The sequence below is a fragment of the Alicyclobacillus suci genome, assembly GCF_017329615.1.
GTDB classification, from domain to species: domain Bacteria; phylum Bacillota; class Bacilli; order Alicyclobacillales; family Alicyclobacillaceae; genus Alicyclobacillus; species Alicyclobacillus suci.
Genome location: NZ_JAFMTW010000014.1, coordinates 12,224 through 37,739, shown reverse-complemented (window position 1 = coordinate 37,739; position 25,516 = coordinate 12,224). Strand labels below are relative to the sequence as shown.

The following is a 25,516-nucleotide window of genomic DNA, read 5'->3' as shown; positions in this document are numbered from 1 at the left end:
CTTCGTTGGATGTGATACCATGATGATTCACGAATTCAAACGCTGGAGGTATCTTCATGATGGAATCGGGTTCATTCGATTCTGCCCCCAAAGATCCACTTCAGGAAGAACGCGACCATTTGGACTACGTACTCGCACAAATTCGCAAACAACTTAGCCGAGACGGCACAAGACTTCTCGAAATCGACGAAGATGAAGATGCTGATGAGGCACTTACCGCGGATGAAATCGCGGATGCGACAGTTGAAGACTTAACGCGTGAGCGGTTCCGCAAACTACGCATGGCACAGCGCGAACCGTACTTTGGCCGTATTGATTTTTGCGCCAATGGCACGGACCAGGTTGAGATGATGTACATCGGTAAGCGCGGTGTGGACGACCCAGATACGGCTGAGCGAATGATTCTCGACTGGCGGGCACCAGCGGCTAGCGTGTTTTATTCGTTTACGGGACAAGGGGACGTGGCCGCCTATGAGTCTCCGGAAGGCACCATCGAAGGAAACGTTTATCTCAAACGCAATATCGTCGTTCGCGACGGTGAGTTACTGCGCGTCGTCGACAGTTACGTACATGGCCAGGAGACGACTGCCACAACGGACGAGTTCTTATTGTATCGCCTGGCGGAAAATAAGGACAGCCGACTGCGAGACATTGTCTCGACCATCCAAGCAGAGCAAAATGACATCATTCGGGCGGACAAAAACCTGGCTGTGGTGATTCAAGGGGTAGCGGGCAGTGGCAAGACAACAGTTGCCCTTCATCGCTTAGCCTATTTGTTGTATCAACATCAGGAGAAGATGGCGGCAGAGCGAATGGCGATTTTCGCGCCGAATGCGATGTTTGTGGATTATATTTCCGAAGTGTTGCCTGAGCTTGGTGTGGGCGGCATTCAGCAGACTACGTTTGCCAACTGGGCGTTGCGCATTCTCGATTATGAGGTGGGTTTAGGCGATGTGAGTCACCGCTTGCGCGACTGGTTCGGGCTGAAGGAAGCGGGCGCTCGGCGCGCGCAATATCGGGATGTGGAGCAGAAGGGAAGTCTTGCGTTCCGGGATGCATTGGCCAATTATCTAACAGAATTTGAAAAAACGTGTGTTCCTGAGCTCGATTTTACCCCGTTTCCTGGCCACACGCTGCCGTATACGAAGATTGCTGCGTGGTTTCACGAGGAATACGGCAACTATCCGCTACATCAGCGACGCACCCGCGTCATGGGCCGCGTGAAACGCTGGATGGAAATGCAACTGAAAGACTTCCCAGACCTTGACAAGAAGGCGCAAAAACGAACGGCCACGGCAAATTACCGAGCGTATGAGCGCCAGTGGCCAGATTTTACACCGTTAGCGATTTATCGTTCATTTCTTGCAGAGCAGCCGGGTATTAGTTCGGAAAGCATTCAACCGCCGAAAAAACGCGGTGCGCGATACGAAGTGCAAATCGAAGACCTAGCGCCGATGCTCTACATTCACTGGCGGTTGTACGGCGTCGATGCCAGAGACAGGTTCCATCACGTCGTGATTGATGAGGCCCAGGACTTTTCTCCGTTCCAAATTGCCATCTTGCGCAATTATTGTCCCAGTGGATCATTTACCATCCTAGGTGACCTGTCGCAAAGCATTCATACGTATCAAGGCATTACAGATTGGACTGCGTTCCTGTCACAGTTTCCGGAAGGCAGCTCCGCATATTACCAGCTGGATGTCAGCTACCGTTCGACCTTTGAAATTATTGAATTCGCCAATGCCATCATTCGCCCGTTTCGTCAGTTTCGCGAGGCGAAGCCAGTGTTTCGCAGTGGGGAGCCTGTGATCGTTGAGGAAGTTGATTGGCGAACTAGACTCGATGACGCCGTTGACAAACTCAATTCGTTGCGGCAGACCGCGACCACAGTGGCGTTGCTGACGCGCACCGAAGAAGATGCACATGTCTACCATAATGCTTGTCTTGAAGCAGGATTGGATGCGCACCTGATTGACGCCAAGCAGAGCGAATATCACGGCGGCATCTCCATTGTTCCGATTTATTTAGCCAAGGGACTTGAATTTGATGCCGTGTTGCTCGTCGATGTCGATGATCATCACTATGACACGTCCTCTTTGTCCGCCAAGCTACTGTATGTCGGTTGTACGCGGGCACTTCATAAACTGCACGTCCACTATACAGACCATCTCTGTGCATTGATTCCACCATCGGACGTGAGCGAACGGCACAGCGCCACCTGATGAAGGTTGGCGCTAGTCGCCGTCGCTGACGCACGTCGGTCCACCCGAATTGACACCGCTATTTAGCTAATTACACTAACTAACCTGTTAGTAATAACAAATAAAATTATTGAAAACTTTTTGATGAAGTTGTGGTATCGTTAGCCTATCGGTATGTATTCGGAAGCAAAACAGGCGCGGGATCACTTTGGCGAATGAGGTGTGGCCATGAAACAATTTGGGAATCATCGCACGCGATTTTGCGACGCATGGGGTTCTGAGGCAGTCTGTCAACAGGATGTAGGTCTAGACGACGTGCGCATTTCGCAACATCACTGCGATGGAGTGGTGCGGTTGACGGTCGACGTCGTGGTCAAGTGTCAATCAAACATGTACCCATTCTCTGTCGATGTCGTCTTGACGCATCCTGACGGCACAATGGAAGCGCTATCTCAGGCGGTTGTCGGAGGAACTGCGCAAGTGGTTATCGAGGTTACCCAGCCAGCGTTGTGGTGGCCAGCCGGCTACGGCAACCAGCCTCTTTACCAATTGGAGACAAGTATTGTGCGCGGTCGAGAACGCCTCGCGCGCCGCAACTTCACGATTGGTCTGCGGACAATCGAAATTCGACGCACAGCTGAGGCGTTTGGCGAGTCGATTGCCTGTGTTGTCAACGGGATTGACCTATTTCTCAAAGGTGCTACCTATTATCCTGAACGCACTCCGGATGGACGGAGTGATTCGGCGCGAATGCGGCATTTACTCCAAGCTTGTGTGGAAGCAAATTTTAATATGATTCGTGTGTCAAGTGGCGAAGAATTCCCAGAAGACGAGTTTTATGACTGTTGTGATAAACTAGGTCTCATCATATGGCAGACGTTCACGGTTCCGAAACGAGCGACGGTATGGGGAGATAACATCAAACGTCGGTGGTTAACGACTGTCCAGAATAAAGTCTTACGGATTCGTCATCATCCCTCGATTGGCATATGGTCGCTTGATAGCGCGTGGCCAAAGCCCGTGTATTCTAACCAGGGAATCGGCCCGGAAGGCGGATTCAGGTTTGCCAAAGACCTTGCCGCTTGCATGTATCTACTAGAGTTGCAGCGGGCCCAGGCGATTCGCAGCGAGGTAGAAGCCGCACGTCGCCAGCGAATTGGCTCGATAGGCGTATTCGATTGGCCGTTAAATCAACGTTGGTCGGGGATTACAGGGTCTAGCCTGGATCATAGCGGACAATGGCAGGCACTGCATTACTTCGCTCAGCGGTTTTATGCACCGGTGCTTGTCAGTGTCTGTTCTAATGATACACGGGTAACATTATACGTCACGAATGACCGTGTGACGCCGGTGGAAGGATTTTTAGACTGGCAGTTGTTGAGTCATGTTGGTGAAGTCGTCCTAGCTGGGCGCGTTCCCGTTTACGTTGCCGGATTGTCCACTTGGCCGTTACCAGAACTCGATTTTTCCGAAGAACTCAGCAGTGCTGGCAGTCGCCGTACATTGTCGTTTGCCTATCAATTTGAGTGCGATGGTTCGCCAGTGGCGGCAGATACTGTCCAGTTTTGTCCTGTGCATCGCTACAATTGGTGTGACCCGGCTTTGCGGCTTCAGGTGCGAGACGTGGGTGAGGCGTTTGAAATTGTGGTGTCGGCCAAGCACCTTGCAAAATACGTAGAACTTTGTTTACCGGGAGGCTATCGATTTTCGGACAATTGGTTTGACGTTGTACCCGGCCAACCGAAAATAATTTATGTACACAAGTCCTGGCTGTTTGAGCCGTTGAACGCGTTCCAGTTTGCGGTTCAGTTACACGTCAGGAGCTACTATGACAGCTATTCTGGCGCGTAAGGGCTGGGTATGGCGGGTGCTCCGGGGCGTCGATGTTCTGATGAGCACCGGATACATTTGTTAGAATGATTCGGCAGATTGCGTCGGATTTTGGAGTGATGTTTTTGTCGAAAAAAGTGACCATGCAGCAAATCGCAGATCTCGCTGGCGTTTCTAAATATGCTGTCTCGAAAGCGTTGTCTGGACAAAGTGGCGTCAGTCAGGAAACGCGTGATCGGATTGTTAAGATTGCCACACAACTGGGTTATTTTATTCAGCCTAGGGCGACAGTTGCCGCGCGCAGATCTGTTCAGTCGGCGACTCGCAAAGCCAATACCGTCGTCATCTTACTTCCAAATATCCGTATGCAGAATCGGGCGTCGAGTTATTGGGGACGCATTGTCGACGGCATGATTGAAGCGCTAAAAGAAAATGATTTAAATATGATGCTTGTGACGGAACACGCGCCGGAGAATTTTTTAGCCGTGCTCAATCCAAGTGGATTGCTTGGCGTGATTGGTGTCGGGCTTGTCGATAACGCCATTTTGTTGGAAATCCGAAAGCTTTCCATCCCGTTTGTACTGGTTGACCACGAGGACGATACCGTCCCGTCAGATTGTGTATTCGTCAATAATTTTGACGCATCCACTCGGTTGACCAATCACTTAATTGGGCTTGGGCACACCAAACTTCAGTTTATTGGCGATATCTCTTATGCGGAAAGTTTTTTCGAACGCTGGTTGGCTTTTCGCACGACACTGGAACGCAACCACATTCCGCTCGTACAAAATGAAGCATTTTTACAGGAGCAAGGAAGTAGCCGCGAGGAACATCAGGCGAAAATCACAAAGGAAGTCGAACAAATGCGGCGTGATGGCCAGTTGCCGACGGCTTTTGTCTGCGCGAACGACTCGATTGCCATTAGCACCATTCGGGCGCTTGAGTCGTTGGGCATCGACGTGCCCGGCGAGGTGTCGGTGACGGGGTTTGACGATATTGATGACGTATTCGAGGTCACTCCAGCCTTGACGACCGTTCACGTGGACAAGGAGGCGCTCGGAAAACGCGCTGTCGAAATGCTGTTGCGCAGAGTGGAGATGCCGGGCGCCAAGCGGGAGAAACTGCTCATGCCTGGCGACGTGATTTTTCGCGATTCCGTCGCGCCCATGAAAGCCGGCGTCGTGTCATGAGCGGTAGCGAATGGAACCACCGTCGAGTACCGTGACACCTTCGACGTGTGCCAGGTCCTGTAGCAGCTTTCGAACGGCGAGATCTTTTTGTTTAGCTTCAATCATTATGTCGATATCTGTGTCGAGGGGGCGGGCGAGATCGAGAAAATGGCGCAGTTCGTCCACATTGACAAAATCGGCGTGGGCCCGAAAGTCCCGTACACTTTTCGGCGAGGACATGTGGATTTTTGGGGTTAGTTGTGTGTCTTTCCAAGTGGCAAAGATGTCTTCGAGCATCAGGGAAAGGTCGGTTTGTCCGTCGTTGTTACAGGAATGATGATGCACGTCGAGGGTCATGGGGACACCTAAGTGTTGGCAGATTTTGAGTGTGTCTCGCGCGGTGTAGGTTTTGTCGTCATTTTCGAAGAGAAGGTGCTGTTTCACCTGGTTCGGCACGCGGTTCCAGCGATGATACAGGCGTTCGATGGCCGATGTCTTATCTCCATATGCACCGCCCACGTGAATATTGAGTTTGGCAGTGGTGGACAGGCCCATCGTTTCAAGCAAATGGACATGGCGCGCTAAGACGTCAACGGCGTTCGTGAAGACATCCTCCTTTGGACTGTTGAGAACGGTAAAGTGGTCAGGATGAAAACTGACGCGAAATCCTTTGTCCGTGACATATTTTCCGATTTCCTGTAGCTGAGGTCTCAGTTTAGCCATAAAGTCTATGGATTTGGTGACCTCGTGTCCGTATAGGGGAATGAGCTTGGATGAAAAACGGTATATACGAATGCCTTCGTAAAATGCATACTTGAGAATTCGGAGCGTGTTTGCCAAATTTCCTTCAGCAATGCGCAAAATGCGGTTTAACGCAGCCTGTTCATCTGCGGTTTTTTGAAAAGTCGCGAATGTCATCGTTTTGGAGGGCGATGCATTTTGAAGACCCATCGCCATGGCCACAAAACCGAACCGAACCAGCACGTCCATTGCCCCTTGTTCACCGGATGTGTGACGGGGCATTGTGTCGGCGTGATGCCATGGCGCGAATCATTACGCGGTTTTTGGAAGCCGTACACTCATGATGATGACGCATGCGCCAATCGCGGCTAGAATGACGCCTAGAATATGAATTTGCCCCGTCGATAAATGTTGCCCAAATAAGAGCCCCAATAACACAGTCGACAAAATTGTACCCATATACCGCGCCATCTGAAACAGGCCAGAGGCCGTACTAATGATTTCTTTTGGGCTGACCTTAAAAAGCGCTGTCTGCAGGCCTACGTTGTTAAAGCCGTTACTGAGGCCAAGCACCGAGAACACCACAACGAGCCACCAGACAGGGCTGTGATTCTGCAGGGTGATGTACAGGCCGCTCCCCACAGTCATGAAGACCCCGGCTAGGATGAGCGGAGGTCGCGAGCCTGACTTCGCGACCCAACGGCCTGTGATGGGCGACGTGATGACACTGAATCCGGCGATACAGAGCATGAGCAATCCTGCTTGTTGAGTGTCATAGTGACGTGCTTCTTGCAGGTATGTGGGCATTCCAAAAAATACGGAATAGAATACGACATTGACGACTGTAAATTGAACCAATACCCATGTGAGCGGCAAGTTGTTCCGAAATAGTGAAAAGCTCAGGAACGGTGTATGCGCCCGCGATTCACGCCAGCCAAATAAGCCAAACGCGACGATGGCGACAGGCAGCGCCCACCATGTGATTTGTTCCGTGAGTGACAATAGAAACACCAAGGCCGTGATAATGCCAATGGCGAAGAGAGCGATTCCTGGGATATCCATTTGGCGCACAACCTGCTGAACGGGTGTTGTTGAGCCTTCTTTGCGACTGAATTTGTCAGACGGCAAGATGAAGATGGCAAGCAAGAAGCTGGCGATGATGAACGGGAAATTTATCCAAAAAATACCTGGCCAATCGGTGTAGTGCATCACGATGCCGCCTAGCGAAGGGCCAAACGCGGCGGCACCTGATGAGAAGACCGCGAGAAAAGCAAGTGCTTGGGACTGGCGCTCTGTGACATAGTTTCGCACAATACCCATACCTGCTGGATAGATGGCGCCGCTGCCCAACGACTGAATCAGTCGGAACACAATTAGCCAGGCAAATGATGGAGAGAATGGAGCCAATGCGCAGGAACCCGCTACGAGAATCAGGCCCAACAGAAATAGGCGCTTTCGCCCTAGCATATCGGCTAGTTTGCCCATGATAGGCTGCGCGATGGCACTGGCTAAGTAATAGGATGAAATCAGCCATGAAACGGTGTCAAAGTTGTCGTGAAAGACATTTTCAAAGCGCGCCATCGCTACTGAAATCATGGATGAGTTCAATGGATTGAGCAAGACGCCAAGGGCGATGGTGATGAGAAACAGATTTTTATTTCGAACTTTAAACGGTATTGCAGAATTGGTGGATACTGGGTTACTACCCATCGAGGAACGCCCCCTTTTTTAGCTTTCGTTTTGTTGTACTTTTTGTTGTACGTTTGGAATTCGCGACAGCAATAGCGTGCCGATAAATCCCAATAGAATAAATATCCCCACGAAGCAGATGACGCCAAGCCACCCACTCGAGGTGAAGAACAGTCCACCGATGGTTCCCCCAACGCTGGAGCCCATATAGTAGAAAAACAGGTACAAGGATGACGCCTGTGCCCTATCTCGTTGTGCGCGGCGCCCGACCCAACTGCTGGCGAGCGCGTGTGCGCCGAAGAATCCGAACGTCAACAGTCCTATGCCGAGAATCTGTCCGACAAGCGGTGTCCACAACGTGACAAACGTTCCTGCAGCGTAAATGCACACCGCCAACCACAAGATCCGTCGCCGCCCGTATTTATCTGCTAACTTACCCATCCAGGAGGAACTGTACGTCCCTACAATGTACAGCAAAAACAGCCAAGCGATAAGCGAGGGGGAGAGTCGATAGGGGGCCCCCTCGAGTCGGAATGGCATGTAATTATAGAACGTAACAAATCCCCCCATCAGCAAGAACCCCATTGCGAAGAGCACAATCAGCGCAGGGTCGCGAAAGTGGCTGACGAGCGTACGGGTTAAAAGTCCGACGCGCAGCGGTTGGGGCCTGAAGTGGCGGGATTCTGGAATGTTCCACCAAGACCATAAGGTAATGAGCACACCGATGAGACCGATGGTGAGAATGGAGTAGCGCCACGAGATACCGGCCATCAACCCAGCAATAATGCGTCCAGCCATACCGCCGACAGAGTTGCCGCTGATGTATAAGCCCATCGCGCGCCCGAGATGTTTGGGGTGAATTTCTTCGCCTAAATAGGCCATGGCGGCGGCAGGAAGGCCCGCTAGGACGAATCCTTGAATTGCCCGGAACACTAAAAACCAGGTAAAGTCAGTTGTCAGTGCACTTGCCAAACTCGAAGCAGAGACAAGAATGAGTGAGGCAAGCATAATTGGACGGCGCCCCCAGGCCTCCGACAACGAACCGGCGATGAGTTGACCAACAGCCATTGTGATGGTCGCCAATGACAGGGTCAGCGACGCGGTGGCTGGCCCGATGTGAAACGTTGTTACAAATCGAGGCAAGAGCGGCTGCACCGCATATAGGTTCGCAAAGGTGACAAACGCTCCAAAAAACAGCGCCAGGTTGACGCGTCTGTACTCTTTTGTACCGTGTTCGATATAATCCACAGCGTTTCACTCATTTCCCCCTAGCAGTCACAACCATGATTATACTCTTCGTACTCCGAAATTTCCTGTGTTCCGTATTTTCTGTGTATCTTGGCAGTTGATGACGCGAGATGGTATCTTCAGGTGTACGAAGTAACGTGTCCGAACATTCGACCATGTTGCACATTGGTTTACTGCAGGAGGGGCAGCGAATGAAGACAGTACATGTAACGAACGATAGAGAACTCGCAGCATGCCTGGAGATTCGAAGAATGGTTTTTATGGAGGAACAAGGGGTGTCTGAGGACGAGGAGATAGATGACCAGGATGTCATCGGCGTAGGGCATCACGTGTTGGTCTTGGACGATGCGGGCCGCGCCGTCGCCACGGCCCGTTACATGCCTTATGACGACGATACGGCAAAAATTCAGCGTGTAGCGGTATTGGAACCTTACCGCAAGGGCGGATATGGCCGCGCAGTGATGAATGCGATTGAACAACTAGCCAAGCGCGATGGTTTTCAGTTTGCCGTGCTCGACGCACAATGCCACGCAGAAAATTTTTACGTCAAGCTCGGTTATCAAAAGGTCAGCGATACGCCGTTTCTCGACGCAGGTATCTTACATGTGCGCATGAAAAAACAGCTTATGGATTTGTCAACCGCACAATGATTTCTTCGTGAGCCGGATACTGTGCCAAAAGGGTTTGGCGCTCGAACAGTTCAAAATCAGCAAAGTTGAAACCGGGTGTAACCATACAGCTGACGACAGAGAAGGCGTCACCCGTATCGTCTACCGTGGCGCCAAAGATGTGGTTTCTTGGGATGAGGACTTGTGGGGATTGACCGCTGGTGATATCAAGGCCCACTTGGTGGGTCGTGTAGTGGCCCTCCGGTGAGATGACGTGAACTGTCAATGGCGACCCCGCGTGAAAATACCAGATTTCATCCGATTTTAGGCGGTGCATTCGGGACACATCACCTGCCTCGAGCAGGAAGTAGATAGACGTGGCGGTCTCGCGGAGACCGCCGTATTGCGTTTGAATGGCTGGGTCTTCAAGAAAGATGCCGGAGTGGTACAACTCCTTATAGTAGCCGCCTTCTGGGTGCGGCTGTAAGTCCAACTGTTGAATCCATGCTTGTGCGTTCATACCTCACACTCCTTGAAAGTATCCCCCTTATTGTACACATTTGCCCACTGACAGACGATTCAGATTTGCATTTTCGTATGTAGATTTGGCAGGATAGAGATTGAAACCACCAGAACCTTCTGCACAATGTGTATACTGCGCAATTTTGCAGGCTGTGAGTCACCATTTATTTTTAGGAGGTATGTCAGTTGACGCTGATGCCTTATCGAAACGAGCCACCGACCGATTGGACAACCGCTCCATACAAACAGCAGTTGGAGCAAGCGCTCGCTGAAGTGAAAAAACAGTTTGGAAAGACTTATCCGCTGTATATTGATGGCCAAGAGATTATGACGGACGACTTGCTCAAGTCGGTGAATCCGGCAAATCACCAAGAAGTCGTCGGTTACATAAGCCAAGCGACGCGGGCGCATGTCGACCAAGCGATTGCCGCTGCTGCTCGGGCATTTAAAACCTGGCGTCACACGACATTTGAAGAGCGGGCAATGTACTTGATGAAGGCCGCACAAATCATGCGCCAACGCAAAGCGGAATTGATGGCATGGCAAATTTACGAGTCTGGGAAGAACTGGGCTGAAGCGGACGGCGATGTCTGTGAGGCTATCGATTTTCTCGAATTTTATGCCCGTCAGGCAATTCAGCTTGGCAAAGGTGTGGAGCTCACACCATATCCAGGTGAAGACAACCGGATGTTCTACTTGCCACTTGGCGTCGGGGTCGTTATTCCACCTTGGAACTTCCCACTTGCCATCTTGACCGGTACAGCTGTTTCGGCGATTGTCACCGGGAATCCAATCGTTTTGAAGCCTTCTCCGCTTTCATCGGTGATGGCCGTCAAGTTTGTCGAGATTATGCGCGAACTCGAATTGCCTGCTGGGGTGCTCAACTTCGTCCAAGGCCCGCCGGAAGAAATCGGCGACTACATGGTTGCGCACAAAGACGTGCGGTTTGTGTCCTTTACCGGATCGAAAAATACAGGTCTGCACATTGACGAGACGGCACACAAGGTTTCTGAAGGGCAGCGCTGGATTAAGCGCGTTGTCGCAGAAATGGGCGGCAAGGACAGTATCGTCGTGGACGAGACAGCTGATGTCGAGGCGGCGGCCGCAGCTATCGTCGCATCGGCATTCGGATTCCAGGGGCAAAAATGTTCTGCTGGTTCCCGAGCGATTATCCATGAGGCGGTTTATGACGAAATTGTCAACCGCGTCGCGGAATTGACCAAGAAACTCGAAATGGGTGCGCCGGCCGACAATGCAGTGGTTGGACCTGTCATTGACGAGAAAGCGTTCGCGAAAGTGACCAGTTACATCGAGATTGGAAAGCGTGAGGCGAAACTGCTCGTTGGTGGTACGGCGGATGACTCAACAGGTTACTTTATCCACCCGACCGTCTTCGTCGACGCGGCACCTGACGCACGCATTATGCAGGAAGAGATTTTTGGACCCGTTTTGGCGATATGTAAGGTGCGTTCTTTCGAGGAAGGCATCGATGTGTTTAACAATACGGAGTATGGACTCACTGGGGCGCTGTTTTCACGCCGGCGCGACCGCCTTGAGTACGCTCGTTACCACATGGAATGCGGTAACTTGTACTTTAATCGCAAATGCACAGGCTCTCTGGTAGGCGTGCAGCCTTTCGGCGGATTTAACATGTCGGGGACAGACGCCAAAGCAGGCGGACCGGATTATCTATTGAACTTCGTTCAACCAAAGACTGTTACCGAACAGTTTTAATGCGCGCGAAAGCAATTGCAATATCGCTTATCGGATAGTGTTGGGCTGTCGACTGAGTCGGCAGCCCTTTTCTGTCAAAGTGCTGCTTTTTGCAATGCGTGCGTGTTGACCATAGAATAGAGTTAGCAGTAGTCATTTTGTATACGAAAGTAGGCGAATCCTGTGCAACCAATTAGCGTGGACGTCGTACAGACCAAGCTTTCTGAGTTCTTGAATCAAGAGGTATATCTGCACCTAGAGACGACGAACGGGGCTTATGCAGCGCATCGCTTTGGTCAACCCATGGCGGTTTGTGCTTATATACGGAACGGTAAGGTACAGTTTGAACGAGCGACCATCGCTGGGGACAAGCCATACCGTGTTGGATTGAAGATGGCAGATGGCTGGATTTACGCACAAGGGTTGACTGATTTTGAGGTTGATGCCAAAGGGCGGCTACTCCTCGCAGGCCACGACGAGGAAGGGCGTTTGGCCGTGTCACTGCAGTTGTCGAGAACGCCGTTTCCGATGAGTGTGCTGGATGAAGAGGGGGTATAGAGGATGAACAAAGAACGCCACGTGTTGCTGGTTTATCCGCATCCGGACGACGAGTCGTTCGGTAAGGCCGGCTCTGTTGCCTTATATACGCAAGCTGGGACGCCTGTTACCCTTATTTGTGGGACGTTGGGGGAACTCGGGCGGAATATGGGCAAGCCAACATTCGCCAATCGCGAAACGCTGCCTTATATTCGTAAGAAGGAGCTCGAAGAAGCTTGTCGCGTTCTTGGCATCGATGACTTGCGTTTACTCGGGTTGCGTGATAAGACGGTCGAGTTTGAAGATCCAGAGTGGGTAGCGGACAAAATTGAGGCGGTGATTCGTGATGTAAAGCCTTCGCTGCTGATGACCTATTACCCGAAGCATGGCGTACATCCTGATCACGATGCGTTATCTCATGCGGCCGTGATTGCGGTCAAGCGCCTCCCGAAGGAAGAGCGGCCCGTCATTTACGGATCGGCAGTCACCCACGATGCGCGGGCCGTTCTTGGGCCGCCGGATGTGACGTATGACGTGTCTAGTGTATTGGATACGAAGTTGGCTGCGATGCGGGCGCACAAATCCCAGTTTGAAGCGATGTTTGCTCAGATGGAAGAGCAGATGGCGAAGAGTCCAGAGGCTCGCCAGCAAGTAGAAGCGAATATGAGCAAAGAGTATTTTTGGATTTATCGCATTGATGATTGAAGGTGGTGCGCGCTTGGACGTAGATGTCCAAGCGCGTTTGTGTGGAAAGGGACGGCACGCTATGATACGCGTCTTGTTTATTTGTTTGGGCAACATCTGTCGGTCGCCGATGGCGGAGGCAGTATTTCGCGATATGTTGGAGAAGCAAGGTCTCTCTGGACAGGTTGAAGTGGATTCTGCGGGAATTGGAAATTGGCATGCAGGAGAACCACCGCATCAGGGTACAAGGGCGGTTTTGGATAAATACGGAATATCATATGCAGGAATTTATAGTCGTCAGGTCAAGCGGGAAGAACTTCCGAATTTTGACTATGTGGTGGCGATGGACTCGGATAATTTACAGGGTTTAAAGCGATTGGGGTTAGCGCCGTCGGAACACGTGTTTCGACTCCTCGAATTGGTTCCTGACGAATTGGAAAAAGACGTGCCTGATCCGTGGTACGACGGCCGATTTGACAAAGTTTACGAACTGGTCACTGCGGGGTGTGAAGCGTTGCTTCGACGCATTCAGGAAGATTTTGGACAAACGGTATCTAACGAATAATGTAGCGATTTGGCGTTAGAACGTTGTTCTGGTCTTTTTGATGAAGCGAGGCACCTTTGCTGTGAATTGCGCGTATATATGGGCGAATGACATCAATAGAGGAGCATACGCGATGACACAGCGGAAATCTCCGAAGTTTCGCCCGAACAAAGTGCATACCGTGTTTCTTGAAGGGGTTAATCCGTCATTTCCAATCGCGGGTCGCCACTATACTTTGACCCATTCAGACCGAACGGGTGACCTGTACTTGAGTGTTGGGCTGACATATAACCCAGTGCAGCTTGAGCGCCCGTATATTCGGTTTATGCGTGATGAGGTGAGAGGGGTATGGTTGGCCGAAAACGCGAACCCAGGTTCGGCGGTTGACGGTGGCACCGACGAGTTTGTTACAACCTTTGGTCCAACCGTGCAGGGTCAACGTGAAGATGGTGAACCTTTGTTTGTGACGCACATTTATGTGCACGTCAGTGGCGGGCGGGTGTATGGCCGCGCAAAACAGCGCGATTACGCGTTTCAGAAGGAGTTACCTCGTGCACTACGGGCCATTCGACATGCCGATGCTTATCTCTTTACGGCCCATCCAGAGTTAGATGATGCCTCGATTGTCGTCCATTTTGAATCGGACAGTGAAAAGTATCATCGGACGGAGGCGTGGGGGCGATGGAAAGACTATACCATTCCTTTGCTTCGCAAGCGGTGACGCCCCCTTGCTGCGGAAGATGAATAACTGGAATAACCTGGTCATTGCGCGGGAAATGTCGAAATAGAAACTTGACCACCTTCGCCCTTTCTCGCGCAGCCTCCAATATTTTTCATCTTGTGGTTGTTTTGCGATAAAATAGCAATGGGTACCTTTAGCGTTTGCGGTCGTAGCAAGCGCACTGGCCGATCAGGTGAATGGGAATATTGGACGAGCAGTAGCGTATGGCATACCTGTTCCGAATGATCCAGGTAAATACATAGCGTTTGAAGGAGGAAAGTTTCATGGAAGGTCAAGTGGCACAATGCCGCGAGTTGATGAAAGCGTGTGACTTGGATGCGTTGTTATTGCGAACAAGAGCCAACTTCGCGTGGTTCACCGGTGGTCGTGATAATCATATTGAAATCGAACGCGAGACGGGCGTGGCCGATATTGTCGTGTTGCACGACAAGGTATTAGTCGTGACGGCCGAGATTGAGGCCCGGCGGATTGCGGAGGAAGAGTTGGGCGACTTGCCCGTGGAACTCGTATCGACCCGTTGGACTGAAGGGGTTGAACCGACGCTGGCCAAGCTATTAGGCGACCTGCGCGTAGGAACAGATGCAGCTTTCCCGGGTGCTTTATTCGTTGGCGATAAGCTTATCCAGTTGCGCAGATGCTTAACAGGGGAGCAAATCGGGCAGTATCGTGCACTGTGTCTGGATACTGCACAGGTCATTGAGGACGTCGCGAAACAGGTGCAACCTGGGCAATCAGAGTTTTCGATAGCGGCGCAATTGATGTCTGGTGTGGCAAAGCGCGGTTGTACACCGCACGTTGTGCTGGTGGCGACCGATGAACGGGTATTTCATTATCGGCATCCGATTCCTACGGAGAAAGCGCTTGAGAAGTACGCAATGTTGGTATTGTGTGCACGCCGCAATGGCTTGGTTGCGAATGTTACGCGTTTTGTGCATTTTGGGAAGCTCCCGGATGAACTAAAAGTCAATCGTGAAAAATGCGCTTACATTGATGTCCAAATGTTTGCAGCGACGCGTCCAGGAACGAAGGTGTCTGACGTATTTAATACGGCTATCCGCGCTTATGGTGAAGTCGGTTATCCGGATGACTGGCGCTGGTTACACCAAGGTGGCCCGACTGGATTTGCATCACGTGAGTATTTGGCGACGCCAGACACACATGATGAGATTCATTTACACGAGGCGTATGCCTGGAATCCGGCAATTCGCGGCATCAAGTCGGAAGATACATTGTTGGTCGAGGAGCACGGCAACACCTTTTTGACTCATACAGGAGACTGGCCGTACATTGCCGTGAACCACGGGGGGAATCAGGTGCTTCGCCCGGATATTCTCGTTCGCTAAGAGGCCCAGTTGATAGGGGGGCAAAATACCGATTCGCCAAGCGACCCCCATAGGATGTCGACGCCATCCGAAAACTGTCGAAAAGACGTGTGAGGATGTGCGTGTAATGAGCATGGTCATCGATTTCGGGACAAGCAGACTAAGAATCTCGACAGCACCTGGCGCAGACATTGTCTCGGAGGCGAGTGTCTTGGCGCGCAGGGAGGACGATACCCTTGTCGTCGGCGACGAGGCGTTGAAAATGGTCGGGCGTACGCCGCCGTCGGTGGAAATTGTATGGCCAGTCGTCGGTGGCGCCATCAAGGACTCGCAGGCGGCGGTGCTACTGTTACAGAAGCTCGTGGCCAAGCGGTTTACCCGGGGGTTAGGTCTTCGTATGCCCATCACCATGGCGTTGCCAGCTGGACTCACTTCAGTTGAGCGGCGTGGTTTAGAAGAGGTCGCGAGAGCTGCGGGTGCCAAACAGGTTCAATTTGTCGACGCTTTGGTCGCTGCAGCACTGGGCGCCGGATTAGCTGTCGATGCACCGCAGGGGGCACTCGTTGTCGATCTCGGCGCGGGTTCAACCCAAGTTGGCTTGCTCTCGATGCGTGGCGTCGTCTCCTCGCAACGTCTTCCACAAGGGATGATGGCGATTGACTACGAGGTCGTGGAGGCGATTCGACGTGACCAGGGGTTTGCGGTCGGCCTCCAATCGGTACAGCAGGTGAAGCACCAGTTGGGTGAAGACGGACTGGAGACGTTCCGATTGATTGGCCGGAATCTGGCCACTGGGCTGCCTGGTGAAGTCGAGGTTAAACGTGAGATGTTTGAAGCGCCGCTGATTAGCTATTGTGACCAAATCGTGGAGTTCATTCGGTCTACGATTGAAACCTGTCCCCCTGAGTTGGTTGGCGACATTATGGACCATGGCGCGGTACTTGTCGGTGGTGGGGCCAATAGTGCATTGATTCGGCGAGAAATTGAATCGCGTGTTGAGGTGCCTGTTGCCGTTGCGGAAAACCCGGATGACGCGGTTGTGCTCGGATTGGAAAAAATGACGGAATACAGTAGCCATAATTGGCGTAACAAGGCTAAGTCATTTTTGCGGACAAGCTGATGGATGTCCGGAAAATGAGCGGAGCGACCGACAGCAGCACGGTCGCTCCGCTCATTTTTTACTTTGGCCGCACGGCGTGCACCCATGTCATTCGATATCTATCCGTTTGCCTCACAAGTTGCGAATAGCGGTTTTGATAAGCCCAATGCGCTTGGGAGACATGCTTAGTTCGTCAAAGCCCAATTCGACGAGGCGCGGGACAAATTCGAGTGTGCCTGCCAGTTCACCACACATGCCTACCCAAGCACCCTGTTGGTGTGCACCTCGGCTGACTTGTTCGAGCAGGCGCCAGAGTCCAGGGTGGCCTGGTTCATACCACGCTGTCACGGCTGGATTCATTCTGTCCGAGGCCGTGGTGTACTGGATGAGGTCATTGGTTCCGACACTGACGAAATCTAGTTTTTCGGCTAATAGGTCGGTAATGAGGGCCGCTGCAGGAACCTCAATCATCGCGCCTAACTCGACCGAACCGTACGCTTGCCCTTCATCGGTGAGCGTGCGGCGCGCTTCATCGACGGCTTCAATGGCCGCTTCCACATCCGCGACATTGGTGACCATGGGAAACATCAGTGAAATCTTTCCATGTTGTGCGGCACGCAGGACGGCTTTTAATTGTGTCTGGAAAAGCTCTGGATATTTCAACGTGTATCGCAAGCCGCGCACGCCGAGAAATGGGTTTTCTTCGTCGTCGAAATGCAAGTATGACACTTTTTTGTCAGCGCCTGCGTCGAGCGTGCGGATGACCACGCGTTTACCGGCCATAGCTTCTGCGACACGTCTGTATACTTCGTATTGTTCATTTTCAGTCGGGGCTGCCGATCTATCCATGAACAGAAACTCTGTCCGGAACAGGCCGATGCCGTCTGCACCATTCGCAAGCACTTCTTCCAGGTCGTCTGGGCCACCGATGTTGGCTGCGACTTCAATGGTCTGTCCATTTCGGGTTGTGGCTGCGAACATACGGTTTTCGTGAGCTTGTCGCATCATCGTTTCGTATGTCTCACGGGCTTGGTTAAATTGTGTTTTCGTGTCGTCGTCGGGATTGATAATGATGCGGCCGTCTTGTCCGTTGATTGCGACGGACTCGGCGCCGTCAAAAGCGCTTGTCTGAACGCCGGTGACCATCGGAATGCCAAAATTGCGCGCGAGAATCGACACGTGGCTAGTCGTTCCCCCCTGCTCTGTGACAATTCCGCCGATTCCGTGTGACTTCACCTGCAAAAATTGGCTGGGTAGCAGCTCGGTCGCGATGACGATGGCACCGGACGGGACATCGACCAATTCACTTTTTCCGAAGAGCGCCGCAAGCCACTGCAAGCGCAAATCGCGCAAGTCCTGCGCCCGTTCGCGCAAGTATTCGTCTGGCAATGCCTCTAGCATTTCCGCGTAGGACAACAGGTTGTGGCTTACCGCGTACTCCGCACTTTCGCGATTCGTTTGAATAGATGTCTCAATCCCTGTCGCTAATTGAGGGTCGTTGAGCATGCTGAGGTGCGCCCGTAGAATTTCTCCCTGTGGTTCGTTGTCAGAAGCGTCGAGTTGTTGCTGGAGGCGATGTGCAACCTGTTCTCGTGCAGTCTGTACGCGTTTGAGTTCTTTAGCGACGTCGTCGGCAGTGGTTTGTTCAATGACAAACTCCTCGGTGTCCACGATAAAGCACGGGCCGAGGGCGATACCTTCTGAAACGGGCACACCCTGAAATTCCAACATGTCTCTCTCCCCCATTCAATGTCGCTTACGCCAGTTGCTCCTGGATATACGAAGTAATTGATTCGGCGCTGTTGGCGTCGCGCAGGTGATCTACGAAATCTTGATGCATGAGGCGGCGGGCCAACTTGGCGAGAATTTGCAAATGTTCCGACTGTGCGGTGTCTGGTACGAGAATCATGAATAACATATCGACCGGTTGGTCATCGAGCGATTTCCACTCGACAGCGGACGCCAACTTCGCGAACATCAGGACGGGCTCTTTTACGCCGTCGGTCTTGCCGTGCGGAATTGCGACGCCCTTACCAAATCCGGTCGTGCTCTCTTGTTCGCGGTCGAGTACGGCTTGAATGGTCTTTTCGATATCGTTGATTTTGCCGATCTCGCTCGCACGCTCAACGATGGCCCGAATCACACGCTCCTGGCTGTCAGCGTGAAGGTCGAGTAAGATGTTCTGGACTTCCAACATGCAAATTCCTCCCGAAGATGTCGTGCAGACGTATGGCCTGTTTCATAGCTCAACATACCTATTCAGCAAAGCGTTTTCAAACTCCTGTTGACATGCCATCATTCTAAACCATATAATGAGCGCATTCAATCGAAAATGCGCATATGTACTCATATTTTGTTGCTGAATGAGCGTAAGTAATCATATGTTGTCCATCTGGAAAAGAGGTGTTCGCGTGTTTGCGGATGAGCGCAAGGCGCAGATTGTTACTTATCTTAATCAGCATAAACGAGTCACTGTTGCCGAGCTCGCACAAATTTTCTCCAGTTCTGAATCAACGATTCGTCGTGATTTACAGGAGCTAGAGGAATTGGGGCTGTTGAAACGCACGCACGGTGGTGCCATTGCCGCTGAGGTTGCAGGGTTTGAACCTACATTCCAGGAGCGCAATGTCCAAAATTCGGAGGCGAAAGAACGCATCGGTCGGCTCGCTGCGAGTTTTGTTCAAGACGGGGAAATCATTCTCTTGGACGCAGGCACCACGACCATTCAAATTGCGAAGCATCTGTCGGCGCGAAATGTAACCGTTGTCACGAACAGTATCGCCATTGCTGCAGAAGTACAAAACAATCCAGGCACGCACCTGGTGATGCTCGGTGGTGAACTTCGGCAGACGACTGGCGCGTTTGTTGGTCCTTTCGCTGAACAGATGCTATCACAGCTGCATGTTGACTTGTTGTTTCTAGGAGCGAACGGTTTGTACAGTGGGGGCGTGACGACACCAAATTCGGTGGAAGCTGCGACGAAGAAGGCGATGGTTCACTGTGCAGAGAGAACGATGGTTGTCGCCGATGCGAGTAAAATTGGGCAAGTTAGTTTCGTGCAAGTTTGTTCGTGGACGTGTATTGATGCGCTGATTACCGATAAACCCATTGTCAACAGCACATTGGCTCAAGCGTTGGAAAGCGCAGGTGTGCGTGTGGAATTGCCATAGGCAGCACGGTTTGACAACAGAGATGACTAGGAGAGAAGACCATGGAGAGAGAGGGAGCACAGTCAGCAGCGCGCGCGTTAGGGCGCGTGGTGACGGTGACATTGAACCCAGCCGTCGACTTGTTTGTGTCTGTGAAGCGCTTGCAACCAGGCACGTTACACCGCGTTCCCACTCCTTTGCAGCATGCGGGTGGAAAGGGAATCAATGTGGCGAAAATGCTGGCAGGCCTCGGCGTACCGGCGGTTGCGACTGGATTTCTAGGTGGAAATCGCGGGAATTGGTTGCATGAGGAGATTGTCCGGCAGGGCGTCGATTCCCGTTTTGTGCGGATTGCTGACGAGTCGCGCGTCAATGTCAAAGTGATTGATGAGGACGGTACGCTCACGGAATTGAACAGTCCTGCACCGCAGTTTACGGAAGCTGACTGGCGCATGTTCGGCGATACGCTCAAGCAACTATGTACAGGCGCCGATTCCTGGTTGGCGCTGTGCGGGAACTTGCCGGCAGGCTGTCAACTGGATTGGTACAAGAATGTCATTGAATGGGCGAAAGCGCATCACATCAAGACGTTGTTGGACGCCAGTGGCGAGGCGTTTGCGCTTGGCATCGAGGCGAAACCAGACGTCATCAAGCCGAATCAGCACGAGTTGGAGCAATTGTTGGGGCAGACCTTGACAAGCGAGGAGGACGTCGTGCGTGCGGCTACCCAAATCGCGCGCGCAGGTGTCGGATTGGTGGTCGTTTCAATGGGTGAGCAAGGCATTGTCGCTGTGACGTCATCGGTCGCTGTGCACGTTCGCGTTCCACGCGTCCCGGTGGTGTCTTCAGTCGGGGCCGGCGACACAGTGGTCGCTGGGTTGTTATATGGATTCATTCATCGATTATCACTTCCGGAAGCCGTACGGTTTGCGGCAGCGGCCGGTACGGCCAAGGTTCAAAAACCAGGGAATTTGCATCCGTCGAAAGCGGATATAGAAGACTGCTTGAAAACGACGGTCATTGTGGAAACGGGGGAATAGGTCATGAGTAAGATTGTCGCCATTACAGCGTGCCCTACAGGAATTGCTCATACATTCATGGCGCAAGAGGCTTTGCTTCAAGCGGCGAAGGAAATGGGCGTCGATATTCGCGTGGAGACGCAGGGCGCCGGTGGGTCAGAAGATACGTTGACAGCGGACGAGATTAGCGCAGCAGATGCGGTGATTATCGCTGCGGACAAAAAGGTTGAGTTAGATCGCTTTGTCGGGAAGAAAGTACTGCAAACTTCGGTCACAGCGGCGATTAAAGATGCCAGGGGCTTAATTGAGGAGTCGACGACCGCGCCGGTTTATGGACAAACTTCGGCGGCCGGGGATGCGACGGGCGAGTATCTATCGAGTATCCAAGAACAAAAAGACGCTCACAAGTCTGGGCAACCCGCGTTTTATCGCCATTTGATGAACGGCGTGTCGAACATGTTGCCACTGGTGATTTCCGGCGGTATTTTCATCGCCTTGTCTGTTGCAATTGATCTCAATCAAAAAGAATCTCTATCTCAAGCGTTTAACAATATTGGGAGTGGTTCGGCATTCGCATTGTTTGTACCGATTTTGGCTGCCTTTATTGCACAGTCTATCGGTGATAGGCCAGCGTTTGCCGCAGGTCTGGTCGGTGGCTGGATTGGTACACAAGGTGCTATGTACGGTGAGCCAAACGCAAGCGCTGGCTACATCGGTGGTATTATCGCTGGATTCCTCGCAGGCTACTTGACGTTGGGGCTGAGGAAATTGATTCGCGTCCCACGCACCTTGGAAGGCGTCAAAACGGTACTTATTATGCCTGTGCTCACGGTCGGAATTACAGGGCTCTTGATGATTTACGTACTGGGGCACCCGATTGCTGCACTGATGCACGCCATTTCGAATGGGCTAACGCACATGGGGGCGAGCGGATCGATAGGACTCGGCTTACTGCTCGGACTGATGATGGCCTTTGATATGGGCGGGCCGTTTAATAAGGTTGCATATTTCTTCGCTGTTGGGCTCCTTCCTACAGGCACGCCAGAAGCGCAGACGATTATGGCAGCCGTCATGGGGGCAGGTATGGTTCCGCCGTTGGCCATGGCACTATCGACCTTTATCAGCAAGCACAAGTACACCCCTGATGAACGCGACGCAGGTAAAGCGGCCATTATCCTGGGTGCATGCTTCATTACGGAAGGCGCTATTCCGTTTGCAACCCGGGATCCCCTGCGTGTTATTCCCTCCATTATGGTGGGTGCTGCCATTACGGGTGCACTGACGATGGTGTTTAAGGTCACCTCGCCAGCGCCCCACGGCGGGATCTTCGTATTCTGGCTTATCGGTCACTGGTATTTGTATGTGATTGCAATTTTGATTGGCGCTATCATCGCAGGCGTGATGGCGTCGGTGCTGAAAAAGCGCGTAGTCTAACGGCGCTTCAGGCGAGTGATGTGTGAAATGAAGAAAGCAGGCTGTACGGGATAAGAGATGGTGGCGAGATAGGTGGGCGGACTGCAATGAGTTGGGGTCGACGGGCTCATGCGGTTCGCTTTTTTATAGAAGTGACGCAGGGCGCAGAGCGTGTACGTACTTTCGATTTGTGAGTTTTCTTTACGTGATTGATGGATTTTTTCGATTTGTGTTATGAAACCTGACATTTCCGGTTGACGTTCAACAGAATCCTTTTTATTATTCAGTTACAGACAGTTGATTGTATCGGGTGACCCGTCGGTTCAGTGTTTCAATACGATAGCGGTTTGCGTGATTGGGGGCGAGTTCACGTGCTTGAACAGCCATTTGAAACAGTGATTTTCACGCAGGCCGATGAGGCAAAGAATCAAGCACTGATTAGCGAATTAAAATCTGCCGTCGAGCGGCGAGAAGTGAAAATCATCGATATACGGAGAATTAGGAATCAATTGGTCGTGACATTTCGTCGGCTCTCGACCTGAGACGGTTGGGAGCCGAAGTGGGGTATCCCACATCATGTTTGCTGGCTGTCCACGCCACTCCTCATCCATGGGCGAATTCATTCGCCCTATTTTTTTCTCACAATATTATCTTAATACTCGAACATATGGTACAATATTTGTGAAGATGTGTCATCCCAATCGTCTTCATCGCCTAGTGCACACGTGCCAGTGCGCTAGGCACAACTCTTCTGTACATAGTGAAGTGGTAAGTTGGCGATTCCCGTCGGGGTCGCCATACTATTTATTCACCCCACGCGCCTCCACCTGTCTCGGCGCTTTGGTCAGGAAACGTGTATTTTGGAAAGAATCTGAATACAGCGTTGAAAATAACATCATCGCCTAGCTTTGATAGCACAAATCCTGCTATCATATGTAAGGGAATATCATGGAATTTCAGAGTGATGACAAGGGTGTGAGCGTTGTGACTGTGAGCAACGCAGGAAACGTGAACCTGTTTGTAGAGGAACAAACTGTATTTGACATGTTTTCGGAGCTTGTATCGTCTGTCCGTCAATTTCACTATGACGGATGCGTCACTTTGATCTACGAATCGATTCGCGATGCACTGAGGCCTGGCCCCGGATTTGATGAGATGCCTGCGGCTATGCGGGATCAATTAAATCGGTTATTAGCGTCGCCTAGTTTTGTGGCTGATGTGACGACTGCGTCAGGCGTGTTTGATTTGAATAGATGGAATGAGCAAGCGGCCGTGAATCGGCTGACACCGCATAATACGTTTGGGTTGTCTAGCCCATGGCTTGTGCCTGTTCGCTCGACAAGGCATTTTTATGGTTGTTTTATCGTATATCACCGCTGGGAGCGCATGCTGACGAGCAGTGACGTGCGCATTTTGACATTGATTGCGGAGCGTGTCGCGACGACGCTCGACTTTCAACGCGCCAATTCGTCTTATCAAATGTACGAGTCGTTGTTTCGAGATCATCCGCTGGCTGTATTGCGGCTCGACGCGACGGATGTCGTTCGTGACGTCAATCGCGCGTTCCAGCAACTTTATGGCAGGTCTAAACACCAGCTCGTGGGTCTGCCGTTCGACAGTGTCCTGATGGCTGTGGGACTGGATTCTGCGGACGTTTCCCATGCGGTATCATCATTGAAAGTGATAAGCACTCAAGGGAGCGAGTCGGAGGATTACGTCGATTTTTTGCGACATAACCTATGGATTTCGATTCCTATTCTCATTGATGGCGCCACGCACGGGCGATACGTCGTTTTTAACGATGTATCGCGCATTTTAAAGATGCACGAAAAGCTACGGACTACCCAAGATTTGCTGACTTCCTTTGTGTATCACTCGACGGATCCCATTGTGATTTTAGAACCAAGTGGTGTCGTCACGACGGTGAACCCCGCGTTTGAGGAAGTATTTGGCTGGGAGGCCGAAGAAGTGTCCAATCTCTTCGTTGGCGACCTCGCAGGCATTGACCTCGGCCGGTTGCGGCTGAGTGACGCCCATGGCGTGAAGGAAACAGTAACAAGCTATGAGGCTGTGGCCACAACCAGGGATGGACGCCCGATTGATGTCGATGTGACACTGAGCAGTATTCAAGGTGATGGGCAGATGCGCTCAGGATTGGTGGCTGTGGTTCGCGATGTGTCGGACAGAAAACGTGCGGAGCGCAAGCTGAGGATGAGCCAGGAGCGCTATCATTCGTTGGTGCATCATCATCCGAATGCGATTTTGGCAGTTGACTTGGCTGGGCGCATCGTCGAGGCCAATCAGGCGAGCGAACGGATTCTCGGCTACGCTTTAGATAAGTTGCTCGAGCTCAATCACGTGAAGACGTTGTTTTCGGATGATACGCATCACTTGATTGAGGACTGGTTGCGTCAATATGCAGCCGGGGAGTCGCTTCAGAACGAGCCGCAAGCAGAGTTTGAAACCACGATGCGTCACGCGCGCGGACATACCATATCTGTGGCTGTCACTTGGGTTCCTATCATTATCACAGATCATGGGGTCGAAGGCGCGTTTTTAATTCTCGAAGATATGACCGAGCGCAAGCGCGCGGAAGAAATTTTTCGCTACTCGGACAAACTGTCGGGCGTCGGCCAGTTGGCTGCCGGTATCGCCCACGAAATTCGCAATCCCCTGACAGCCATTCAGGGGTTTTGTCGGTTACTAGAGGAAGGTGCCACCCCGACCCAGGCTCGGTATCTGAAGATTATGAAGGACGAATTGGCGCGGGTTGATTTGATTGTGGGTGAAATGATGGCATTGGCCAAGCCTGCCGACGCATTTTTTAGAATTTATGCGGTTCAGGATATTGTGCGGGATGTTGTTGCACTGATGAATGCAGAAGCTTTGTTGCATGGTGTTGAACTCCATGTTCAATGTGACCGCGTGCCAGCGCGTTTGCATTGTGACCCAAATCAATTGAAACAGGTGTTGGTCAACATTATTAAAAACGCCTTGGAAGCTACCAACGAAGGCGGTCAAGTGAGTTTGGTGGTCGCCGAGCGCGAAGACGTTGTTGAGATATCAGTGGAGGACACAGGTGAAGGGATACCGGAAGAGCACTTGGAACAGCTCGGGACGCCGTTTTTTACGACAAAGGAGCGGGGGACTGGTCTCGGACTGCTCGTGAGTCGGCGCATTGTGCAGGCGCACGGCGGTTCGCTACAGATTGACAGCGTACTTGGACAAGGAACCACCGTGCTTGTGCGCTTGCCAAAAGCAGATGAGAAAACAAGTTCGTAATCCA

The 25,516-nt window shown here is 51.9% G+C and carries 22 protein-coding genes; 16 read left to right on the top strand and 6 right to left on the bottom strand.

Annotated features, from left to right (window positions below; genetic code table 11):
- Nucleotides 1–56 precede the first annotated feature (56 nt).
- The 3 genes from J3482_RS09245 to J3482_RS09235 all read left to right on the top strand — a co-directional run bounded on the left by J3482_RS09245 (nt 57) and on the right by J3482_RS09235 (nt 5,221).
- Nucleotides 57–2,222 (top strand): HelD family protein, encoded by a 2,166-nt coding sequence (locus tag J3482_RS09245; RefSeq protein ID WP_146822286.1) that lies wholly within the window; start codon nt 57–59, stop codon nt 2,220–2,222.
- 207 nt (nt 2,223–2,429) lie between these two features.
- Nucleotides 2,430–4,052, top strand: a complete 1,623-nt coding sequence (locus tag J3482_RS09240; RefSeq protein WP_206922303.1) for a glycoside hydrolase family 2 protein — start codon at nt 2,430–2,432, stop codon at nt 4,050–4,052.
- A 98-nt stretch (nt 4,053–4,150) separates the two neighbouring features.
- Entirely contained in the window at nt 4,151–5,221 is a 1,071-nt protein-coding gene (locus J3482_RS09235) for a LacI family DNA-binding transcriptional regulator (protein ID WP_328702680.1), read from the top strand.
- On the opposite strand, the gene uvsE is transcribed toward J3482_RS09235, so the two are convergent.
- From uvsE to J3482_RS09220, 3 genes are all read right to left on the bottom strand, one after another.
- On the bottom strand, nt 5,216–6,184 hold the full coding sequence (gene uvsE, locus J3482_RS09230) for a UV DNA damage repair endonuclease UvsE (protein ID WP_206922301.1): 969 nt from the start codon (nt 6,182–6,184) through the stop codon (nt 5,216–5,218). The two genes, J3482_RS09235 and uvsE, sit on opposite strands and share 6 nt — an antisense overlap.
- Nucleotides 6,185–6,253: 69 nt before the next feature.
- On the bottom strand, nt 6,254–7,651 hold the full coding sequence (locus J3482_RS09225) for an MFS transporter (RefSeq protein ID WP_146822290.1): 1,398 nt from the start codon (nt 7,649–7,651) through the stop codon (nt 6,254–6,256).
- A gap of 18 nt (nt 7,652–7,669) precedes the next feature.
- Nucleotides 7,670–8,878, bottom strand: a complete 1,209-nt coding sequence (locus tag J3482_RS09220) for an MFS transporter (RefSeq protein ID WP_206915519.1) — start codon at nt 8,876–8,878, stop codon at nt 7,670–7,672.
- A 191-nt stretch (nt 8,879–9,069) separates the two neighbouring features.
- Between J3482_RS09220 and J3482_RS09215 the strand changes: the two genes are divergently transcribed.
- Nucleotides 9,070–9,528 (top strand): GNAT family N-acetyltransferase, encoded by a 459-nt coding sequence (locus J3482_RS09215; RefSeq protein WP_146822292.1) that lies wholly within the window; start codon nt 9,070–9,072, stop codon nt 9,526–9,528.
- Here the strand turns inward: J3482_RS09215 and J3482_RS09210 are convergent.
- Nucleotides 9,503–10,006, bottom strand: a complete 504-nt coding sequence (locus J3482_RS09210) for a cupin domain-containing protein (RefSeq protein WP_146822293.1) — start codon at nt 10,004–10,006, stop codon at nt 9,503–9,505. The two genes, J3482_RS09215 and J3482_RS09210, sit on opposite strands and share 26 nt — an antisense overlap.
- A 197-nt stretch (nt 10,007–10,203) precedes the next feature.
- On the opposite strand from J3482_RS09210, the gene pruA reads away from it, so the two are divergent.
- From pruA to J3482_RS09175, 7 genes are all read left to right on the top strand, one after another.
- Nucleotides 10,204–11,742, top strand: a complete 1,539-nt coding sequence (gene pruA / locus J3482_RS09205; protein ID WP_146822373.1) for an L-glutamate gamma-semialdehyde dehydrogenase — start codon at nt 10,204–10,206, stop codon at nt 11,740–11,742.
- Nucleotides 11,743–11,904: 162 nt separating this feature from the next.
- Entirely contained in the window at nt 11,905–12,279 is a 375-nt protein-coding gene (locus tag J3482_RS09200; protein ID WP_021297574.1) for a YojF family protein, read from the top strand.
- A 3-nt stretch (nt 12,280–12,282) separates the two neighbouring features.
- Nucleotides 12,283–12,963 carry a bacillithiol biosynthesis deacetylase BshB2 gene (gene bshB2, locus J3482_RS09195; RefSeq protein WP_146822294.1) on the top strand — a complete coding sequence of 227 codons (681 nt, stop codon included), beginning with the start codon at nt 12,283–12,285 and terminating at the stop codon, nt 12,961–12,963.
- A gap of 61 nt (nt 12,964–13,024) precedes the next feature.
- Nucleotides 13,025–13,507, top strand: coding sequence for a low molecular weight protein-tyrosine-phosphatase (locus J3482_RS09190; RefSeq protein WP_146822374.1), 483 nt, complete (start codon nt 13,025–13,027; stop codon nt 13,505–13,507).
- Between the two features lie 112 nt (nt 13,508–13,619).
- Nucleotides 13,620–14,207: a staygreen family protein gene (locus J3482_RS09185; RefSeq protein WP_188332181.1), complete on the top strand. Its 588-nt coding sequence runs from the start codon at nt 13,620–13,622 to the stop codon at nt 14,205–14,207.
- A 284-nt stretch (nt 14,208–14,491) separates the two neighbouring features.
- Nucleotides 14,492–15,571, top strand: coding sequence for a M24 family metallopeptidase (locus J3482_RS09180; RefSeq protein WP_146822296.1), 1,080 nt, complete (start codon nt 14,492–14,494; stop codon nt 15,569–15,571).
- 106 nt (nt 15,572–15,677) lie between these two features.
- Nucleotides 15,678–16,670, top strand: coding sequence for a rod shape-determining protein (locus tag J3482_RS09175; RefSeq protein ID WP_146822297.1), 993 nt, complete (start codon nt 15,678–15,680; stop codon nt 16,668–16,670).
- A gap of 111 nt (nt 16,671–16,781) precedes the next feature.
- Here J3482_RS09175 and ptsP read toward each other — a convergent pair whose 3' ends face one another.
- Nucleotides 16,782–18,380 carry a phosphoenolpyruvate--protein phosphotransferase gene (ptsP, locus tag J3482_RS09170; RefSeq protein WP_188332182.1) on the bottom strand — a complete coding sequence of 533 codons (1,599 nt, stop codon included), beginning with the start codon at nt 18,378–18,380 and terminating at the stop codon, nt 16,782–16,784.
- A 25-nt stretch (nt 18,381–18,405) separates the two neighbouring features.
- Nucleotides 18,406–18,846, bottom strand: a complete 441-nt coding sequence (locus tag J3482_RS09165) for a PTS sugar transporter subunit IIA (RefSeq protein WP_146822299.1) — start codon at nt 18,844–18,846, stop codon at nt 18,406–18,408.
- A 214-nt stretch (nt 18,847–19,060) separates the two neighbouring features.
- On the opposite strand from J3482_RS09165, the gene J3482_RS09160 reads away from it, so the two are divergent.
- The 5 genes from J3482_RS09160 (at nt 19,061) to J3482_RS09140 (ending at nt 25,512) form a co-directional block, all read left to right on the top strand.
- Entirely contained in the window at nt 19,061–19,819 is a 759-nt protein-coding gene (locus J3482_RS09160; protein ID WP_146822300.1) for a DeoR/GlpR family DNA-binding transcription regulator, read from the top strand.
- Between the two features lie 41 nt (nt 19,820–19,860).
- Nucleotides 19,861–20,838: a 1-phosphofructokinase gene (pfkB, locus tag J3482_RS09155; RefSeq protein ID WP_206922300.1), complete on the top strand. Its 978-nt coding sequence runs from the start codon at nt 19,861–19,863 to the stop codon at nt 20,836–20,838.
- 3 nt (nt 20,839–20,841) lie between these two features.
- Nucleotides 20,842–22,251: a PTS fructose transporter subunit IIC gene (locus J3482_RS09150; RefSeq protein ID WP_206915517.1), complete on the top strand. Its 1,410-nt coding sequence runs from the start codon at nt 20,842–20,844 to the stop codon at nt 22,249–22,251.
- Nucleotides 22,252–22,601: 350 nt separating this feature from the next.
- Entirely contained in the window at nt 22,602–22,772 is a 171-nt protein-coding gene (locus J3482_RS09145; RefSeq protein WP_021297585.1) for a hypothetical protein, read from the top strand.
- Nucleotides 22,773–23,178: 406 nt separating this feature from the next.
- Nucleotides 23,179–25,512, top strand: coding sequence for a PAS domain-containing sensor histidine kinase (locus tag J3482_RS09140; protein WP_206922299.1), 2,334 nt, complete (start codon nt 23,179–23,181; stop codon nt 25,510–25,512).
- The last annotated feature ends 4 nt before the right edge of the window (nt 25,513–25,516 follow it).

Excerpts from the sequence above, each read along its gene's own strand:
- J3482_RS09245 (WP_146822286.1), top strand. The coding sequence starts at position 57 with ATGATGGAATCGGGTTCATTCGATTCTGCCCCCAAAGATCCACTTCAG.
- J3482_RS09240 (WP_206922303.1), top strand. The coding sequence starts at position 2,430 with ATGAAACAATTTGGGAATCATCGCACGCGATTTTGCGACGCATGGGGT.
- J3482_RS09235 (WP_328702680.1), top strand. The coding sequence starts at position 4,151 with ATGTTTTTGTCGAAAAAAGTGACCATGCAGCAAATCGCAGATCTCGCT.
- J3482_RS09225 (WP_146822290.1), bottom strand. The coding sequence starts at position 7,651 with ATGGGTAGTAACCCAGTATCCACCAATTCTGCAATACCGTTTAAAGTT.
- J3482_RS09215 (WP_146822292.1), top strand. The coding sequence starts at position 9,070 with ATGAAGACAGTACATGTAACGAACGATAGAGAACTCGCAGCATGCCTG.
- J3482_RS09210 (WP_146822293.1), bottom strand. The coding sequence starts at position 10,006 with ATGAACGCACAAGCATGGATTCAACAGTTGGACTTACAGCCGCACCCA.
- pruA (WP_146822373.1), top strand. The coding sequence starts at position 10,204 with ATGCCTTATCGAAACGAGCCACCGACCGATTGGACAACCGCTCCATAC.
- bshB2 (WP_146822294.1), top strand. The coding sequence starts at position 12,283 with ATGAACAAAGAACGCCACGTGTTGCTGGTTTATCCGCATCCGGACGAC.
- J3482_RS09190 (WP_146822374.1), top strand. The coding sequence starts at position 13,025 with ATGATACGCGTCTTGTTTATTTGTTTGGGCAACATCTGTCGGTCGCCG.
- J3482_RS09185 (WP_188332181.1), top strand. The coding sequence starts at position 13,620 with ATGACACAGCGGAAATCTCCGAAGTTTCGCCCGAACAAAGTGCATACC.
- J3482_RS09180 (WP_146822296.1), top strand. The coding sequence starts at position 14,492 with ATGGAAGGTCAAGTGGCACAATGCCGCGAGTTGATGAAAGCGTGTGAC.
- J3482_RS09175 (WP_146822297.1), top strand. The coding sequence starts at position 15,678 with ATGAGCATGGTCATCGATTTCGGGACAAGCAGACTAAGAATCTCGACA.
- ptsP (WP_188332182.1), bottom strand. The coding sequence starts at position 18,380 with ATGTTGGAATTTCAGGGTGTGCCCGTTTCAGAAGGTATCGCCCTCGGC.
- J3482_RS09165 (WP_146822299.1), bottom strand. The coding sequence starts at position 18,846 with ATGTTGGAAGTCCAGAACATCTTACTCGACCTTCACGCTGACAGCCAG.
- pfkB (WP_206922300.1), top strand. The coding sequence starts at position 19,861 with ATGGAGAGAGAGGGAGCACAGTCAGCAGCGCGCGCGTTAGGGCGCGTG.
- J3482_RS09150 (WP_206915517.1), top strand. The coding sequence starts at position 20,842 with ATGAGTAAGATTGTCGCCATTACAGCGTGCCCTACAGGAATTGCTCAT.
- J3482_RS09140 (WP_206922299.1), top strand. The coding sequence starts at position 23,179 with ATGGAATTTCAGAGTGATGACAAGGGTGTGAGCGTTGTGACTGTGAGC.